The following is a 16452-nucleotide window of genomic DNA, read 5'->3' on the forward strand; positions in this document are numbered from 1 at the left end:
TAAACGCGGTTCTGAATGTCTCTTAAAATCTGTCTCAAATATTGACTTCAATCCATCTTTTCAATATTAACTAGTACATTACGATGCACTTGAATAAAACGTTGTGAATCCAGATGGCTTTTTAGCCAATTCAAAGTCTCATGTGCGATGAACTTTCCTTGAGTAGTTGTAATAGTTAATTCACCCTGATTAATGACCGCATAGACAATATCATTGATCTTAATGACACGTGTTTTTTCTTCTTTAGTGACAGTGATGAAAGAAGATAGTGGATTATGATTATTGCGCTAGCTTTCGTTGGCTTGCTTTTAGTTGGTGTTCAATGGCTGCCAATTATCGTAACCGGTTGCCTATTCTTATTCGGAATCGGTGGTGGCTATTTTCAGCCAGCTAATATTTCCACTATCATGCAATCGGGTTCCACCAGCAATCAAGGCACAATCGGTTCACTACAACGAATGATTCAAAATATTGCCATTGCAAATGGTACGGCTATAGGATCAACTTTGATTAATTTAACTGCGCCTAATCTTCACCCGGGGATTCAAGTAACTTGGTATTTGGCTTTGTTCGTAGTAGCCATCATTGTCATTGCTGGAATCTCAATTAACTATTTACACCCAGAAAAGGCCTGAGTAAACTTACTAATTTAATTAGACTTATTAAGTAAAGAAAATAGGGACCCTTTCAGTTAACATGTGCTAACCAAAAGGGGGCCCTATTTTCTTTTAATACCGTATTTCACACGGTATCGAATAAAGGTCGTCCGTTTAATACCTGTATTTCGGGACACATCAATGTCACTCATGCCAGCTCGATAAAGCTTAAAAGCATGTTGCAAACGGGGATCATCTTTGGCATATTGGGGTTTGCGCCCATGATATTTACCCTGCTGCTTAGCTAAGGCAATCCCTTGTTGCTGGCGCTCAATGATTCGCTTACGTTCACTTTCAGCCTGATACTTATAGAGTTCAATAATCAAGTTGGTCATCAGTTGACGTAAATTTGGGTCAGCAATCCCTGTCATGGACGGTAAATTCAACACATCTAGGGTGGCACCCTTATTTTGAATGGAGTTCATGATCTTAGTTAGGTCTTGATTATTCCGTCCCAAGCGATCTAATTCCGTAACCAGGACAATGTCCCCTTCGCGAATATAGGTCAACAGCTTTTGCAGAGCCGGCCGCTGAGTATTCGCCCCACTTAGTTTATCCGTAAATAATTTATCAACGTCTTTTAAAGCCGCTAACTGTCGATCTAAATGTTGCTCCTTGGAACTCACACGCGCATAACCGATTTTAGCCATTTCCAATTCTCCTTTTGGACAGTTCTAATGAACGCTTGTAATTCCTAGTATAGCACAGAAATAAAAAAGACCATTAGGGTATACCCTAGTGGCTAGATTGGTTTAGTCAAACAAAAATCTTAATTGGTTCCTTATAAGGTAGATTGTAAAATATTCAATTCCCTCAGCTACTAACATTTGAAGTTCATCAAGTGTTTGTGGCTTAGAAGAATGTGCTAACCAAATTGCTTTGAAGTCGGCCCACCAATGTTCAATAACTGCGTTATCCGCTGGTGTGCCAGGAGCTGAATAGCTGTGTTGACTATTATTGCTAGTTAAATATTGATTAAATGCCTTAGAAGTATAAGCAGCACCACGATCTGTATGAATAAGTGGGGCTAATACACCTTCTTGTTCCTGAGCTTTCTTGAATACTTGAATTGCTCCCTCACTAGTTTCCGTTGGGGTAATTAACCAGCTAACGGGAAATTGACCATATAGATCCAGAACTACATGTAAACGAACCTTATAATTATGAATGTTGTAAGCGAGTTCTGTTGTATCAGTTACCCAAACCTGATTAGCTGCTTCCTGTTCAAATTGACGATTAAGAGTGTTTTCAGCTTGATAGGTTTGACGTTCCTTGCCTCGTTTTCTTTTAGCCTGACGATAGTCAGCTTTAATCCCATGTTCCTTCATAATTCTGATAACTCGTTTTTTGTTGACCAAGTATCCGAGATCGGCTCGCTTAATAAGGCGAGTCATTTCCCCATAGCCAACACTTTGCTTATTAGTTTGTTCAATTTTTTTAATCAAATTAAGAATCTCTTGATCCTGGATATCCCTAGTAGTCGGTTCTCGCTTTATCCACTTATAGTAGGCCTGCCGGCTTACTTTAGCTACCTTAACTAGTTCTGACACTGTATAGTCGCCGTCTTTAATCATTTCTTGAATTGCTTGATATCGTCCGGCCAATGCACCTCCCGATTGCGTATTTCGACTAATTTTTTTGCGAACGCAATTTGTACCTCACTTTCTCGTTTCTCTGCTTCTAATTTTCGTACTCGTTTTCGCAAACGTTCGAGTTCAGTTGTTGGCTCTTTGCCTTTATTTCTGCCACGATTATCTTTTAGAGCTTCCCAATTATGATCGTGCAAATATTTACGTACCCACGAATAAACCCGCTGATAACTGACATCATACTTACTAGCCGCTTCTTTATAGTTGTTCTGGTGGTTAATCGTCCACTTTACAATCTGCTTTTTCTCATCAAAGGATATTTTCCGACCCATTTTCTTAACTAGCTTTCTCGTTGCGTAAGCAACAGTTAGTTTGTCACTATTGTACTGGATAATCCATTGCTTTAGTTGAGAAATATTGCGTATTTTGTACTTGATTAAGACTTCACGACTAGTCAATCCATTAATTTGATAATCCTTTACCGCGGCAACCTTTGTCTTAAGTGGATATTTCTGGTTATGTTTAGGACGAATTAATCCTGCTAGTCCTGCTAATAAAAATTGCTTAATCCATTTAGTCATATTCGCTGTTCTCACTTCGTGATAGTCAGCGAATACTCCTAATGAGTAATCTGAATCCTGGTAACTACTTAATAATCTTAATTTTTCTGTTGTGGAATAACTAGAAACTAAAAACACCCCCTAGAATTGACGCTTTTATTATTTAAAGTGTCAACCCTAAAGGGTATTGTACGAATTCCAGACACGAGCTGCTTAAAAAACTTATTCTATTTTCTCATCAGTACTTCTTGACGAAGAGCCACTACTTACGAAGAACCAAAAAAGAGAACTAGACCAATAGCCAATGTGGCCTAGTCTAGTTCTCAAAAATCTCTTCATCTTTACCGATTGACAAAGAGCCCGTTTTCAATACGTATCGTTATTGACTGCTTACCTTATAATAAATGCTTTAAATAGTTCAAAAGATAAAACAAAGGCTGAAGTTTCAACAAATAAGCACCACTTAAATATACAATAGATCCTACTAGGGCATCTAAAAGTATTTCAAAAATAGAGTTTAAGTGTAAGAAACCAATAGGATAAATAAAAAGAACCATTATAATGGCTAACAGAAAAGCCGGGAAAACATCCTTAAACTGCTCCTTATATGGGTACTTAATCACCCACTTATTAGGTAAAATATCAATCAACATTTCTATAAAATTATTTAATACCATGGAAACCGCTACTGCTAGGACACTTATTTTTATTGAACTAAGTATAAATACTAAGTAAACTGGTTTCTTTAGAACCTCTAATTCTAAAAGTACATCACTTCGCCCACTAGCTTTTAATGCTTGCATATTTGCATTAGAAATAGTGCTAAAACAAAATGCAACACATAAGCATTGCATAAATGGAACTGAAGGTAGCCACTTCTTAGTAAGCAATAAAATTGTTATAGGCTTAGCAGCAACTGCCATACCAAACATCAATGGTAAAATTACAAACGATGACATTCTCATTGATCGTCTAGTCATCTCTTTCAATTTATTTAAATCATCCGAATATTGAGATAAAGCCGGAAAAAGGACTGTGGATATTGTTCCATCAACATTGTTTGATATTAGTTCCGGAAAACGTGAACCTCGATTATAGTAAGCAAGATCCACTGCATTATAAAATCGTCCAATGATTAAAGACCTAAACTGCAAAAAAAATGTTCCCAAAAAGTTAGCAGCTAATACTTTCCAACCATAATTCATTAATATTTTAGCTTCAGACATAGAAAATTCACAGTACGGTCGCCAAGAAATTTCAAAAAATAAAACAATAGTTTGAAATAATACAGAAGTTAATCCCTGCCATACTAATGCCCACACACCAAAATTCATATAAGCTAAGGAAATGCCTAAAACACCCGAAATAACTGTTGCAATAGTTGTAGAAAAGAAAATTTTCTTAAATGCCATATGTCTAGAAACATATGCCATTTGAATTGAACTAAAAGCTGAAATCGGTAGTCTTAAGCTTAAAATTTTAATAACTGGGATAAGGTCTTCGTTATGATAGAACTTAGCAATCAGTCCTGAGCATAAGAAAATTATTATGTAGAGAATTATTGAAAATATAAAACTACAATAAAATAACGTTGAAAAATCTAATCTCGTTGCATTCTTTTTTTGAATTAACGCAGAACTAAATCCAGTAGTTACAAAGACTTCCATTAAGACTATAAATACATTTACTAAAGCAACTACTCCATATTCTTTAGGCGCTAAAATTCTGGCTAAAGCAATAGAAACAATAAACGAAACCAGTTGACTTGTAATTTGCTCATTAAATTTCCAAAAGAATCCAGAAAAAATACTTGGCTTATTTTTACTCATAACTCACCTACTCTTACAATTTTGCTAAAATCATTAAAATATTCTTCCTTCGTTTGTGGGAATCGATTACTTCTTTTCTTTCCAACTTCTCCTAATTTAATTCTTAAATCAGGGTTTAAATACAGCTGGCGAATCGCCTTCGATAATTCTTCTACAAAATCAACCCCACGATTTATTATTAATGCACTATTTCCTAACACTTCAGGTAAGCCCCCCGACTTAGAAGCAATAACTGGTACCCCCATAGTCATTGCTTCTAAAGCGACTACGCCAAAGGCTTCTTCAAATTGCGATGGTATAACAATACAATCTGAAATTGAATATATTTCGTTAATCTTTTTATGATCAACATAGCCAGTAAAAATTATTCTTGATTTTAAGTCATATGACATTGACGCTACAATACTTTTTAACTCAGAAATATATTCATTTTCTGCATGAGAATGTAACCAATTTTTCCCAACTATTAAAAATTTCAAATTTGTACAATCTTTCAATAATTTTAATGAATTTAAGAATTGATCAATACCTTTATCACTGATAAAACGCCCAATAAAAGTAAAAACAATATCTTTATTAGATATATTAAGTCTTTTCTTCCAAGACTCTTGAATTTCTAATGATGTAGGGATCAATTTCTCACTTAAAACACCATTATAAAGAGTCACAGCGTTTTTAGCTCCATATTTTTCAAACCTTTTTTCCAAATAACGACTAACAGTTATAATTTTATCTGAAGAATTAATAATGCCCTTAATCATATTATATTCTGCAGGATGAATCAGTCGTTGAATTATGTTGATATCATCCTCGGGCGGATAAATATCATCATGAACATGAAATATTAATTTTTCTTGATTTATTTTTCGAACAATAGTGTTAAATACTTCTCTATTGTCTTCAACAATAACTGCATCATAGAAATTTTTCTTAAAATTATGAGTTAAACATTCACTAAAGTCAGATATAACCCGACCATTCGGCATTCTTATTAGAAATTTATTCAATATATCTATAAAGTGTTGCTTCGTCTGATTAGGCTTATATTTAATTTGTAAAATATTAGTATATTTAAATTTGAAATTAGAAAGTCTATTACAATTATCAATGGTATACAAGTCTATATCATATAAATGCTTTTGCTCATTCTCTTCAATGATATAAGTTGTCAACTCCTCAACCGCTCCGCCGTCTAAAGCGGGAACTGGTAAAACGTTTGGCGCAAAAATTGCTAATTTCAAAATACCTTTCCTCCCTCATAAAACTATACTAACTTTGCTGATTGTTGTAGGCTTGCCCGTTATTATCATTGCTGCGCTTCTGGTTAACCAAGATCTCAGTTGTCGCCGTATACTTTGGCACCACTACAAACTGAGCAACCACGAAGCCCAGCACCCCGGCAAGTAGGGTCCAGGCAATCAGCATCTTGAAGTGCTTGCGTAGGATCGCCATTAAGCGACTCAAATCAATCGTGTTATTTACTGTTTCTGACGAATTATTCAAAGCTCTACTCCTTAATTCTTAAGACTATTCTTTAATAGGTTCGTAATCCGTTGTTGTTCACTGGTTGGGACAACTTCAAATGCCTGGCCGTCTTCATTTTGACCACGGCCTTGAGTGTCACAAGAAGTTGATATCCAGCATTATATATATAATGTTTTTATTACTTCCATAATTTTTAAATAATCGTCTTCTTAATTAAAATTGTTTTTATGCAGTTTGATTATAAAATAATAGAACCTTGGGGTTAGCAATAATAAATATTTTAAATAAAGCTTTATAGAAAATTGCTTTTTCAAATACTGTTTTAAAATAAAATTGTATTTTTTTCTCAAAAAGAAATATCTTTCTTTACCTTTTCCTTGTCCATGAGTTTCATCTAAACCTGTTACTAAGAATCCTGGAATTTCATTAAGATTTTCGTTTAATATTTTAACGGAATTTAATTTTCTTAAATTGTTATATCTGCCTAAAAGTGCCTCCGCAATTTCAAAGTTTCCATGATATGATTGATGCATTATGCTATTTGGCCTTTGCACATAATAATAAAGAGTATTCCCAATAACTTTTATTTTCTTACATTTATTAACAATTTTACCAATTACGTATTCATCTTCGTGAATTCTATTTAGAGGATATCTTACATTATCAAATAAATCCTTTTTATATAATTTATTCCACGCTACACAACAAAAAGCTCTCAAATCATCAAAGTAATAATATTGCCAAAACTGTTTTAGACTCCAAGTATCATCTTTTAACATTTTGCTGTCTTGCAGTATAAGTCCATCATTATTATCTGTTACTTTTTCGTAATTACAAATTAGCATATCAGCATTACCTATTTTATGCATCATAATACTAATCATATCTTTATGAATATAATCATCACTATCAATAAAAACAATGTATTTTCCATTTGCATGATTAAGCCCGACGTTTCTTGCATGTGAAAGGCCTAAATTATTAGTATGATATAGTTTAATTCTCTTATCCTTCACTATAAAAGAATTACAAATTGAAAATGATGTATCATTAGAGCCATCATCAACTAAAATGATTTCTAAATTTTTATAAGACTGTCTCAAAATACTTTTTATACACTTAGAAAGATAATTCTCAACATTATAAACTGGTATAATCACTGTTACTAATTCCAAAATATCACCTACTTTTCTTAATAAATCTAAATTAGGCTACGTTACCTAATAATTAATACGACTTCAATTTTAACTTACTTTATTAATTGTCATATCTAATAGAAACTTATTATTAATTAATTACAAGATACCTGAATTAGAACACATATACTTACAATCTGCATCAACACATTTTCTGTGTTTGTAATAATCGATAAAAACTGATTAACTTTTATACACTAAGAGTTACAAATACGCTAAAACTAACGTAATTTATTCACATCTACCCAATGTTGAATTACAGGAAAAGATAAGACTAAAAAAGGTTTCACTTTTTCACGCAACCTTAATTTTCGACTTTTAATTACACTAATCAAATTTGAATACATGATTCCTTTTAAAGTTTTACTTTTTTTATCTTGAAACATCAACATTCGACTAATATCAGCGGCCAAAACACACTGACGACCACATACTTCACGAATAATTGTTTTATTATCAGCATACAGGGATTTTAATCTATCGTATACCTTCAACAAATCAAAAATTTTATATGAAAAAGAAGTATTAAACTTATAAATCGAACTTACTCCCTCACTTCTTTTTATATAATCTACAGAATTTCCTACTACAATTTTTGAACAAAATTTGCCGTATTTTGCACAAAAAAGAAGATCCTCTCCAAATTGAATATGTGAATCAAAATATATAGAATGCTCACGTATAATATCCAGTCTAAAGAGTTTATTCCAAACATATCCCTCACAATTTCCTGGCGTTATTATGTCTTTAACAAACTCCTCACTTGTATAATTATCATGTTGTTTTAAATTAACTGGATGATTATCTAAAGAATAACCACAAATACTCAGATCAGCTTTAAAATAAGTGATTTCTTTCAAAAGATTATCTACATAATATTCTGTAACTATATCATCTGCATCAACAAATGTAACATAATCTGTCTTCACTAATTTAATTGCTACATTTCGAGCATTTGAAACGCCTATATGTTTGGTCTCTATAACAAATATATTTTTTGAATCTTTATACTCTTTTAATATCTTAGATGTTTTATCTGTTGATCCATCATTTACAATAATAATATTTACATTGATTTTTTGATTTATAAGGCTATCAATACATTCTTTAATAGTTTCCTGTGCATTATATGCCGGAACAATTACACTCACTTTTTTACTGATCATAACATTCACCATCTATTAGCAAATTAATAAATCTATTTAAGTATGCATCAATGTAAAACTTATCTATACTATTTTTTAATAAATTGATATTATATTTACTATTAAGTATTTTTTGTAGTTGAATTTCAAAGTCTTTTTTATCACCTTTTTTATATAATTCACCGTTTATTGATGGCTGGATAACACTGAATACCCCACTAACAGCACTTGATAAGCATGGTATTCCTCTTGAAATTGCCTCTAATAGCACCATTGGCAGGCCCTCATGTGAAGATGTAAGAATTAAAACATCTGCCGAATCAATATTATCCCAGGGATTATCTTTCCATCCTTCCCAAATGATATTATTATTTAACTTAGGATAATGACTTAATAAATATTTCTGACATTTTTCTTTTTCTCTACCGTCGCCAATAATTTTCAATCTCCAATTACTAAAGCTAAGGCTAGCAACATTATCTATTAATTCTTTAATATCCTTTGGCTCTTCAAATGTTATCCTTCCAACATAAATAAATTCATTGCGGTGTTCCCTTTTAATGGTAAGACTATGTGATTCCACTGGATTATAAATAGTAAAAATGTTATTAGCGGTTCCTATTTTCTTTTTTTTGAGTTGATCACAGTTTTCATCACTTATAGCTAAATGATAATCAGCTAATCCGACAAATGTAGTTTTTACTTTACTTAAGTCAAAATGAATCCATGAATATATAGTATAGTCAAGTTTTAAAACTTTTCGTATAAGATATGAATAAAGAATTGACTTTCTTGATAAGCATATAACTTTTCCAAATCTTTCTTTTTGTATAAATCTGCTCAAAAAAAGAAAATTACTAAGTTCGTTTCCTGTACCTGTTATTTTTATTCTTTCATTCAATCCGGATAACCATTCTTTATGATAAGATTTCCCTAGAATCACTAAGTAAACCTGAATATTTTTTAATTTAATCTTTCTTGATCTTAAAATCCTATTAATTACAGTTTCCTCTCCACCTCTACCACTTAAAGTGGGAGTAATAATTGCTATTTTCAATTTGTTGCCTTCTTTCGGTAAAAAATCATATTTCAGCTGCTTATCCTAATATATATGGAACAATACCAGCATTATTTAGCACTAATCTTAATACACAATACAATACCCAGAATCCTATTACCAATAGTTGATACAACATTTTAAGGTTGACAGATCTAATTACTGTCTTGTCTACAAAATAACAATTAGCAATTATACAGAAAAAAAAGAAAAACATCTGTATTCTATCAATAACACCATTACCGCCAGCAGAATACAGTATCAAAAATATTAGATATCCAGTAAATATGAGATTATACTTTTGTGATTTTAAATAGAAAAGATCTTTATCTTCTCTGTTTAAAAACAAATAAAAGTAAAACAAAATAAATTGAATAATAACGGGCAAGAATTGAATAATCCCCTTATTCCCACTTGAAGTTAAAAATGTAATAGAATCACTATACTTAGTAGCGTAATGCCCATTCGTCATTATTAAAGGCTGTGTTATCTTTATTCCAAGGCCTGTTGCAAATAAAATAGTTGTTACTATACCGGAAATAAACACTTTTGTACTTGTAACATGGAATTTCATAAAAAGGGGTATTATTAACATAATTAGAGAACTAGAATGAAATTGACAGGCTAGCAAAATAAAAAGTAAAAACCATAATGTTTTTCCTTTTCTATCTCTAAACAAAAAAGTACATCCAAACGAAATAAATCCCATAGCAATAAACTGTCTTAAGGTATTAAATGATTGCATATAAGTATAGGTAAGGATATACATACTAACAAATGAAAAATCATTACATTTACTAACTTTAGCTAAACTAAACATTCCAAAAAAACTGATAGCAAATTCTAACATTGGAATTATAATGAATAGATTTAATGATCTTGCTAAACTATTTAGTAAAATATAACCATTCTCAATATACTGCATTTTTAGTTCCGCACTACTAGAATAGTAATAACTATTATAGGACATATAGTCTGTTCCAACCGTAATTCCTCTAAAAATGGTTAAAGCAAGTAAAAGCATTATGACGGAAGCCAAAATTAATTTTCTTAAAATAGCGTTATTATAGGCTATCGAATTTCTCAATCCAAATAGAATTAAAGATATAATAATTAGGATTATATATATAATCATTTTTTACCTCAACGTTTTAGAAGTGTATATATAATTGACGGTAATAAACTTATAATTAGAATTGCTTTATTTGGAGAGCTAGCAATGTTACTATAAATATTTTTCTTTGTTTTGAGCAGAACAAAGTCATAAAGAATTCCTTTTTTTATTCTATACCATAATGGGGTATCAGGACCCAGAAAAAGACTAGATTCGTACAATGTACACTGCCAATTTTGAATTTCCAACTTCCTTAAATTTCTAGATAGCCCATCATTTAAGTACTTACCAATGGTTAGAACTTGACTTAAAAATACGGACTTATATCGTTGCGACATCCAATAATATAAAGGTTGCTCAGACATAAATGTTTCATTTTCAAATTCAGGAAAACGAAAATCTTGCACACATGATGTAACAAATACGTCGGAATAATCCCCAGTAATATGATTTCTTAGCATATAGTAGTATCTATAATCAATATGCCCACTATTTTTTATTTTTAACATTGGATCATTAATGCCCGTACTCCCACGCTCCATAATAATAGAGGATATATTTTTATTTTTATATTTATTCCAAGCGTTTTTAATGATTACCGAGCCATCATTAACCAAATAATCGTCGCTATCAATTATTATGAATAGCGGCGTTGTGATTTTATCAAAAGCAAAATTCAACGCCTTATACTTGCCGCCGTTTTTTTTCATTCTGTAGTACGAAATATTAAATTTGCAGTTATTAATCCAGCTTTTTATAACTTGTTTAGTATTGTCAGTACTACAATCATCTATTACATACCATTTAAAGTTAAATAGCTTTTGTTTGGTTAATGAATCAAACAATTTATTTAATTTTCCCCCTCTATTATACGTACAAGTTATTATCGTGAATAATTCGTTGTTTTCTTTCATAATTATATCCTTGTTTTCTTTCATAATTATATCTTTGTTTTTTTCCTATATAACAAGTTATATTGAGCATCGGTTAATTTCATACATCTGTTTAAAGTAAATTCACTCATATATTTCTTTTGACTATTTAAGCCTAAACGCTTGACTTCCGATGGATTGTTAATTAGTTTCCTGATAGCTAAGTTCATTTCATATATAGAATTTACCAGATAACCATTAACGTTATTTTCAACCAACTCATCATTTCCGCCTACATTACTTGCAATTACAGGTAGTCCGTAACTTAAAGCTTCTATTATACTAATAGGAAGGCCTTCATAGTGTGTAGATAAGATAAAAACATCATTATTAATTAAAAACTTGTCTACATTTTCCTTAAAACCGACAAATTCTATATTCATATCTAATTGCAATTTAGAGACAATTTCTTTATTATGTTCTAATGTCTCTCCCGCTCCAACAAATGTTAAATGATAACTATCTCTAGGTAATGTACTTACTGCTCTAATTAGTGATTCTTGATCCTTTTGCTTTGAAAATCTAGCTATCATTACCAGGCTTATAGGAAAATGACTGGAATAATTGATAGCAGTTATTTGAGGTGCAACTGCACCATTATGAATAACTACTGCATTGTTTTCAGGCGTCAATACTCTATTTCTCTTCCCAATAAATTTATCGAAATTCGACACACAGATGAACAAATCAGTAAAGCTACTTACCTTTTTTTCAATATAATTAAACAAGCTTTTTTTTAATCTAGATGGAACACCATCTGTAAAAGCCCATCCATGAACCGTGAAAACAACTTTAGTTTTTCTATTTCTAATGCCTTGACAAGCTACTCTCCCAATTAAACCAGCTTTAGAAGAATTTAAATGAATTATATCTGGCTTTAATATTTTTATTAGTCTTCTAATTCTTAATATTGATTTAAGATCGTTTATAGGGTCTATATTCCTTTTAACAGAGTTTATTATAAATACTTGAATACCTAATTCTTCAACCTTATCAGATAGTTTCCCTCGCGATCCAACTGCCAGATATACCTTATTTCCCTTTTCCTTCTCAAATCTACATAAGTTATATACATAACGAGAGGCACCCCCCCATTCCGAAGTAGTAATAAAGTATAATATTTTTTTCATCTTATCTAGCTCCATCACCTGTAAAAATAATTTTAATGGTTTTAAAGGCAATATTAAAATCAATTGTCAATGAATAATGATCAATATAGTAATTATCCAGCTTACATTTCTCATCTGGCGTAATATCGTAGCCACCATTAATTTGTGCATACCCTGTAATACCAGGAATAATACGTAACCGTTTAGGGAAATCTGAAAATTGCCGACTAAACTCCTCTGTCAGCACTGGCCGTTCTGGTCGCGGTCCTACCAAACTCATATCACCTTTTAACACATTCCAGAATTGCGGTAGTTCGTCTACTCGAGTTTTTCGCATAAACCGACCAATGGGCGTAATTCGCGGATCATTCTTTTGAGCCCAAACCGCACCTGTTCGCGCTTCAGCATTCTGATACATCGACCGCAGCTTAATTATATTGAAACTCTTCCCCATTAGTCCAACCCGTTCTTGCTTATAAAATGCTGGTCCCTTAGAAGTCAGCTTTACCAGAATGGCAAACACCAGAACAATTGGCAAACTCAAAACCGTCCCGATTAACCCGACAGTAAGGTCAAAAATCCGTTTTACAAATAGTTTCCAACCCATAACTGGCTTTCCAATCATAGTTGGAAAACGATAATCCGTTTGTGGTTGTACATGACCAACTTTAACTGTTTCATTAATTTCGACTTTCTTCACGTCGTTGAGCCCCTTCCCAATATTTGCTCAAACCCGCTTCTAACGACCACCTCGTCGTGTATCCCAACTTAATTAATTTACCAATGTTAGCCACCGAACGCTTAACTTCCCCTTCACGACCCGGCGCTTTCTTAACCTGTAATGAAGTCCCCGCAACTTTCTCGTACGTTTCGATAATGGCACTTAAACTAGTTTCATTACCATTGGCAATATTAAAGACTTCATGCTTCGTATTACTCTTAGTTATCAACCATAATGCTTGGATAACATCTTCAACATACACAAAATCTCGCGTCTGACTCCCGTCTCCGTACAAGGTAAATGGCTTCTTGTTATTGAGACAATCGGTCAAGATCGACAGCACCCCTGAATATGGCGAACTGGGATTTTGACCAGGGCCATAAACATTGAAGAAACGCACACAGACAGTTGGTAAATCATAAAGTTCACCATATGCTAGTACAAAACGTTCCGTAGCATACTTATCAATCGCATATGGTGATAATGGATCAACTCGTGAGTCTTCCTTCTTAGGTAATTCTGGCAGATTACCATAAACCGCTGCCGAAGACGTAAATAGGAACTGTTTAATTGGTAAATTAGTCTTCCGAATATATTCCAACATATTGAATACTGCAGTTTGATTCACTGAATGGGTTTCAGCTGGACGTTCAATCGAATCTGCAACACTAGCAACAGCTGCTAAAAAGTAAATATAATCTGGTTGTTCTTCCTGTAACAATTGTTGCATGAATTTTTCGTTGCGAACATCTTCGACATAAATGGTGACTTCATCCTGATGCTTAACATTATGTAGGTCCCCCATGGACAAGTTATCAACTACGACAACGTCCAAACCTTCTGAGACCAAGTGATCCACAAGGTGGGAACCAATAAATCCCGCTCCTCCAGTTACTAATGCTTTCATTTAACTCGCTCCTTCTTTTAAAACAATCAGTGCTTTCGCTGTTTTCTGGGCATCACAATCTCACCAGTATCGATCTGTTCACCATTCAACAAATCCCGAGCGTTGGTTGCAAAACGTTCAGGATATTTCGAATTCATTTCATTTAATACTTCATAGGCCTTGGTCATAGCAAAGCCCCGATTTTTCAGCGTATGTGCATCTGATGCGACCACCTGCACCAAACCGCACTTAACGAATTCTTTTGCAGTTCGCTGGACTTGGTCCCCAAAAGTGCCAACTAAACTCGTGGCCGTAACCTGTGCCAAGACCCCATCCTCGGCCAACTTGTATAATCGCTGCGGTTCCGCAATAATTTGAGCATTCCGTTCAGGGTGTGCAATAACTGGGGTAATCCCCTCACAAGACAATCGAAAAATCATTTCATCCAAATAACTTGGTACCATCTCGTGAGGAAGTTCCAACAGTAAATAGTGTCTACTGGCATCTATGCCCAACAAATCATCAACATTTTCCATCAACTGACCATTTAGATGTACCTCTTGACCAGGAAAAATGGTTAACGGAATATCATTTGCATCTAGCTCTGCTTGAAATGCCTTAACCGCCGCAGACACATCACCTGCATGATTGAGATAGTGTCGATCCATATGATGTGGTGTCGCTAAAATATAGCGAATCCCGTCAGCAACCGCCTGCCGTGCTAATTCCAATGACGCTTCTAAGGAAGGCGAACCATCATCAATGGCTGGTAAGATGTGGCAATGTAAGTCAACTAAATTATTTATCTTCATCGCTGTAGTACCCATAACCGCTACTATAGCCGTAATAGCCATGGTGCGAACCATCGCGAACATCATTCAGTACTGCGCCCAGAATATTGGCTTGAGATTTTTTCAACGAATTAACAGCATCACGAACCGCTGCTTTTTGGGCTACACCTTGGCGAACAACTAAGACCGTGCCATCAACTTTATTAGCAAGCAATTGTGAGTCAGTCACCGGCAAAATTGGTGGTGCATCAACGATTACTAGATCTAACTTGCGAGTTGCCGAAGTTAAGAATTCTGTCATTTTGTTGCTTCCTAACAGTTCCGCGGGATTCGGTGGCTTAGGACCACTCGTCATCACAAATAGATTGCCAATGACGGGATGAATTGCATCATTCACATTGTCCATTTGACTAGCCAACCATGAACTTAATCCCTTATGATTTTCAAGGCCAAATGTCTTATGGACTGTTGGCCGGCGTAAATCGGCATCGACCAGTAAGACTTGCATGCCTTCCTTGGCATACTCCACTGCTAAGTTGCCGCTTACTGTTGACTTACCTTCACCAATCATCGCTGAAGTCACCATTAAAGTTCGTAAATTTTTGTCAGTAGCCGCAAAATTGATATTGGTTCGAATTGTTTTAATCTGCTCAGTAATGACCGACGTGGGTTCATTAATCGTCGTGAGATTAATTGGGGCCGTAGTCGTTATATTCTGTTCTTTACGTTTAAACATCTAACACCCTCCTAAACTCGTTTCATCGCTTGTGACGATGTTCGATCATTATGCGTATGATAGCCACCATTCAGATTCAAGGCCTGTTTCTTCATTGAATGGTGATGTTGATGGTTAACCAAGCCTAAACTAGTCAATCCTAATTCATCAGTTAAGAAATCAGCGTCGTGAACGCGACGATCAGTGAGCATCCGAATCGCTGCATAAACAAATCCTAGTAACAATCCTGCAACTAACCCAACCAACATATTAAGAGGTTTTTTCGGTGATACCGCACCATTTGGCGTTTCGGCTGGAGCAACAATCGTGACGTTGTTAACTTTAATAATCTTTTGCACTTGGTTCTTAAAACTACGAGCAATCTGATTGGCAATTGTCGCACTAGCTTTTGCATCAGTGTCAGTAACTGCAATCGAGAAAACTTGTGAGTTGATCGTACTTGTCACACTAACTTCACTTTTCAATGTGTTCAGTGAGCGCTCAATACCATAACGCTCACTTAATTGTTGCTGAGTTGGTTTTAAAACCACTTGTCCAGCAATTAATTCCTTGTAGGTCGTAATCATCTGAACGTCAGCCTGCTGCCCAGCATACTCAGTAGCGGCATTAGTATTCTTACGGTTAACCAAAATCTGAACACTCGATT

Annotated in this window: 18 protein-coding genes and 2 pseudogenes; 1 reads left to right on the forward strand and 19 read right to left on the reverse strand. The window is 33.9% G+C overall.

Translation table 11 applies throughout. From position 1 onward, the window contains the following. Window positions 1-47 precede the first annotated feature (47 nt). Complete coding sequence (locus tag MMY95_RS16115; protein WP_347192199.1) at window positions 48-257, reverse strand: LytTR family DNA-binding domain-containing protein; 210 nt, start codon at window positions 255-257, stop codon at window positions 48-50. 18 nt (window positions 258-275) lie between these two features. Here MMY95_RS16115 and MMY95_RS13740 point away from each other — a divergent pair, with 18 nt between their 5' ends. Further along, window positions 276-635: a hypothetical protein gene (locus MMY95_RS13740; RefSeq protein WP_241277715.1), complete on the forward strand. Its 360-nt coding sequence runs from the start codon at window positions 276-278 to the stop codon at window positions 633-635. An 83-nt stretch (window positions 636-718) separates the two neighbouring features. Here MMY95_RS13740 and MMY95_RS13745 read toward each other — a convergent pair whose 3' ends face one another. The 18 genes and pseudogenes from MMY95_RS13745 to MMY95_RS13830 all read right to left on the reverse strand — a co-directional run. Next, window positions 719-1306 (reverse strand): recombinase family protein, encoded by a 588-nt coding sequence (locus tag MMY95_RS13745; protein ID WP_241277716.1) that lies wholly within the window; start codon window positions 1304-1306, stop codon window positions 719-721. A 102-nt stretch (window positions 1307-1408) separates the two neighbouring features. Further along, window positions 1409-2230, reverse strand: coding sequence for an IS3 family transposase (locus tag MMY95_RS13750; RefSeq protein WP_241277730.1), 822 nt, complete (start codon window positions 2228-2230; stop codon window positions 1409-1411). Further along, window positions 2227-2826 carry a transposase gene (locus tag MMY95_RS13755; RefSeq protein WP_241277717.1) on the reverse strand — a complete coding sequence of 200 codons (600 nt, stop codon included), beginning with the start codon at window positions 2824-2826 and terminating at the stop codon, window positions 2227-2229. The genes MMY95_RS13750 and MMY95_RS13755 overlap by 4 nt, the downstream gene beginning before the upstream one ends. Before the next feature lie 374 nt (window positions 2827-3200). Beyond that, window positions 3201-4634, reverse strand: a complete 1434-nt coding sequence (locus MMY95_RS13760) for a lipopolysaccharide biosynthesis protein (protein WP_057911387.1) — start codon at window positions 4632-4634, stop codon at window positions 3201-3203. Further along, on the reverse strand, window positions 4631-5875 hold the full coding sequence (locus MMY95_RS13765; protein WP_241277718.1) for a glycosyltransferase family 4 protein: 1245 nt from the start codon (window positions 5873-5875) through the stop codon (window positions 4631-4633). Before MMY95_RS13765 ends, MMY95_RS13760 begins: the two co-directional genes overlap by 4 nt. Window positions 5876-5906: 31 nt before the next feature. Continuing rightward, window positions 5907-6137, reverse strand: a pseudogene (locus tag MMY95_RS13770) (Wzz/FepE/Etk N-terminal domain-containing protein); the annotation flags it as partial. Between the two features lie 11 nt (window positions 6138-6148). Beyond that, window positions 6149-6250 (reverse strand): annotated as a pseudogene (locus MMY95_RS13775) (LytR family transcriptional regulator); the annotation flags it as partial. Window positions 6251-6328: 78 nt separating this feature from the next. Further along, entirely contained in the window at window positions 6329-7294 is a 966-nt protein-coding gene (locus tag MMY95_RS13780) for a glycosyltransferase family 2 protein (protein ID WP_241277719.1), read from the reverse strand. Between the two features lie 242 nt (window positions 7295-7536). After that, the gene (locus MMY95_RS13785; protein WP_241277720.1) at window positions 7537-8481 is read right to left on the reverse strand and encodes a glycosyltransferase family A protein; all 945 of its coding nucleotides are present in this window, start codon (window positions 8479-8481) and stop codon (window positions 7537-7539) included. Continuing rightward, window positions 8471-9517, reverse strand: a complete 1047-nt coding sequence (locus MMY95_RS13790; protein WP_241277721.1) for a glycosyltransferase — start codon at window positions 9515-9517, stop codon at window positions 8471-8473. Before MMY95_RS13790 ends, MMY95_RS13785 begins: the two co-directional genes overlap by 11 nt. 40 nt (window positions 9518-9557) lie before the next feature. After that, a complete protein-coding gene (locus tag MMY95_RS13795) occupies window positions 9558-10652 on the reverse strand; it encodes an EpsG family protein (protein WP_277602026.1) in 1095 nt (364 codons plus the stop codon). A gap of 8 nt (window positions 10653-10660) precedes the next feature. Beyond that, window positions 10661-11569, reverse strand: coding sequence for a glycosyltransferase family 2 protein (locus MMY95_RS13800; RefSeq protein ID WP_241277723.1), 909 nt, complete (start codon window positions 11567-11569; stop codon window positions 10661-10663). A 2-nt stretch (window positions 11570-11571) separates the two neighbouring features. Continuing rightward, window positions 11572-12693 carry a glycosyltransferase family 4 protein gene (locus MMY95_RS13805; RefSeq protein ID WP_241277724.1) on the reverse strand — a complete coding sequence of 374 codons (1122 nt, stop codon included), beginning with the start codon at window positions 12691-12693 and terminating at the stop codon, window positions 11572-11574. Window position 12694: 1 nt separating this feature from the next. After that, the gene (locus tag MMY95_RS13810; RefSeq protein WP_210716481.1) at window positions 12695-13372 is read right to left on the reverse strand and encodes a sugar transferase; all 678 of its coding nucleotides are present in this window, start codon (window positions 13370-13372) and stop codon (window positions 12695-12697) included. Continuing rightward, window positions 13353-14300: an NAD-dependent epimerase/dehydratase family protein gene (locus MMY95_RS13815; RefSeq protein ID WP_241277725.1), complete on the reverse strand. Its 948-nt coding sequence runs from the start codon at window positions 14298-14300 to the stop codon at window positions 13353-13355. Before MMY95_RS13815 ends, MMY95_RS13810 begins: the two co-directional genes overlap by 20 nt. 26 nt (window positions 14301-14326) lie before the next feature. Further along, complete coding sequence (locus MMY95_RS13820) at window positions 14327-15091, reverse strand: CpsB/CapC family capsule biosynthesis tyrosine phosphatase (RefSeq protein ID WP_241277726.1); 765 nt, start codon at window positions 15089-15091, stop codon at window positions 14327-14329. Beyond that, the gene (locus tag MMY95_RS13825) at window positions 15078-15806 is read right to left on the reverse strand and encodes a CpsD/CapB family tyrosine-protein kinase (protein ID WP_241277727.1); all 729 of its coding nucleotides are present in this window, start codon (window positions 15804-15806) and stop codon (window positions 15078-15080) included. The genes MMY95_RS13820 and MMY95_RS13825 overlap by 14 nt, the downstream gene beginning before the upstream one ends. An 11-nt stretch (window positions 15807-15817) precedes the next feature. Further along, window positions 15818-16452: GNVR domain-containing protein (locus MMY95_RS13830; RefSeq protein ID WP_241277728.1), on the reverse strand; the 635-nt coding region annotated here is incomplete at its 5' end.

Origin of the sequence: Lactiplantibacillus sp. ME-2 (genome assembly GCF_022549155.1) — a bacterium.
Taxonomy (GTDB): domain Bacteria; phylum Bacillota; class Bacilli; order Lactobacillales; family Lactobacillaceae; genus Lactiplantibacillus; species Lactiplantibacillus plantarum.

Coding starts and splice junctions, on each gene's coding strand:
- MMY95_RS13755 (WP_241277717.1), bottom strand. CDS start 2,826: ATGACTAAATGGATTAAGCAATTTTTATTAGCAGGACTAGCAGGATTA.
- MMY95_RS13760 (WP_057911387.1), bottom strand. CDS start 4,634: ATGAGTAAAAATAAGCCAAGTATTTTTTCTGGATTCTTTTGGAAATTT.
- MMY95_RS13805 (WP_241277724.1), bottom strand. CDS start 12,693: ATGAAAAAAATATTATACTTTATTACTACTTCGGAATGGGGGGGTGCC.
- MMY95_RS13745 (WP_241277716.1), bottom strand. CDS start 1,306: ATGGCTAAAATCGGTTATGCGCGTGTGAGTTCCAAGGAGCAACATTTA.
- MMY95_RS13750 (WP_241277730.1), bottom strand. CDS start 2,230: ATGATTAAAGACGGCGACTATACAGTGTCAGAACTAGTTAAGGTAGCT.
- MMY95_RS13815 (WP_241277725.1), bottom strand. CDS start 14,300: ATGAAAGCATTAGTAACTGGAGGAGCGGGATTTATTGGTTCCCACCTT.
- MMY95_RS13825 (WP_241277727.1), bottom strand. CDS start 15,806: ATGTTTAAACGTAAAGAACAGAATATAACGACTACGGCCCCAATTAAT.
- MMY95_RS13820 (WP_241277726.1), bottom strand. CDS start 15,091: ATGAAGATAAATAATTTAGTTGACTTACATTGCCACATCTTACCAGCC.
- MMY95_RS13740 (WP_241277715.1), top strand. CDS start 276: ATGATTATTGCGCTAGCTTTCGTTGGCTTGCTTTTAGTTGGTGTTCAA.
- MMY95_RS13785 (WP_241277720.1), bottom strand. CDS start 8,481: ATGATCAGTAAAAAAGTGAGTGTAATTGTTCCGGCATATAATGCACAG.
- MMY95_RS13800 (WP_241277723.1), bottom strand. CDS start 11,569: ATGAAAGAAAACAAGGATATAATTATGAAAGAAAACAACGAATTATTC.
- MMY95_RS13795 (WP_277602026.1), bottom strand. CDS start 10,652: ATGATTATATATATAATCCTAATTATTATATCTTTAATTCTATTTGGA.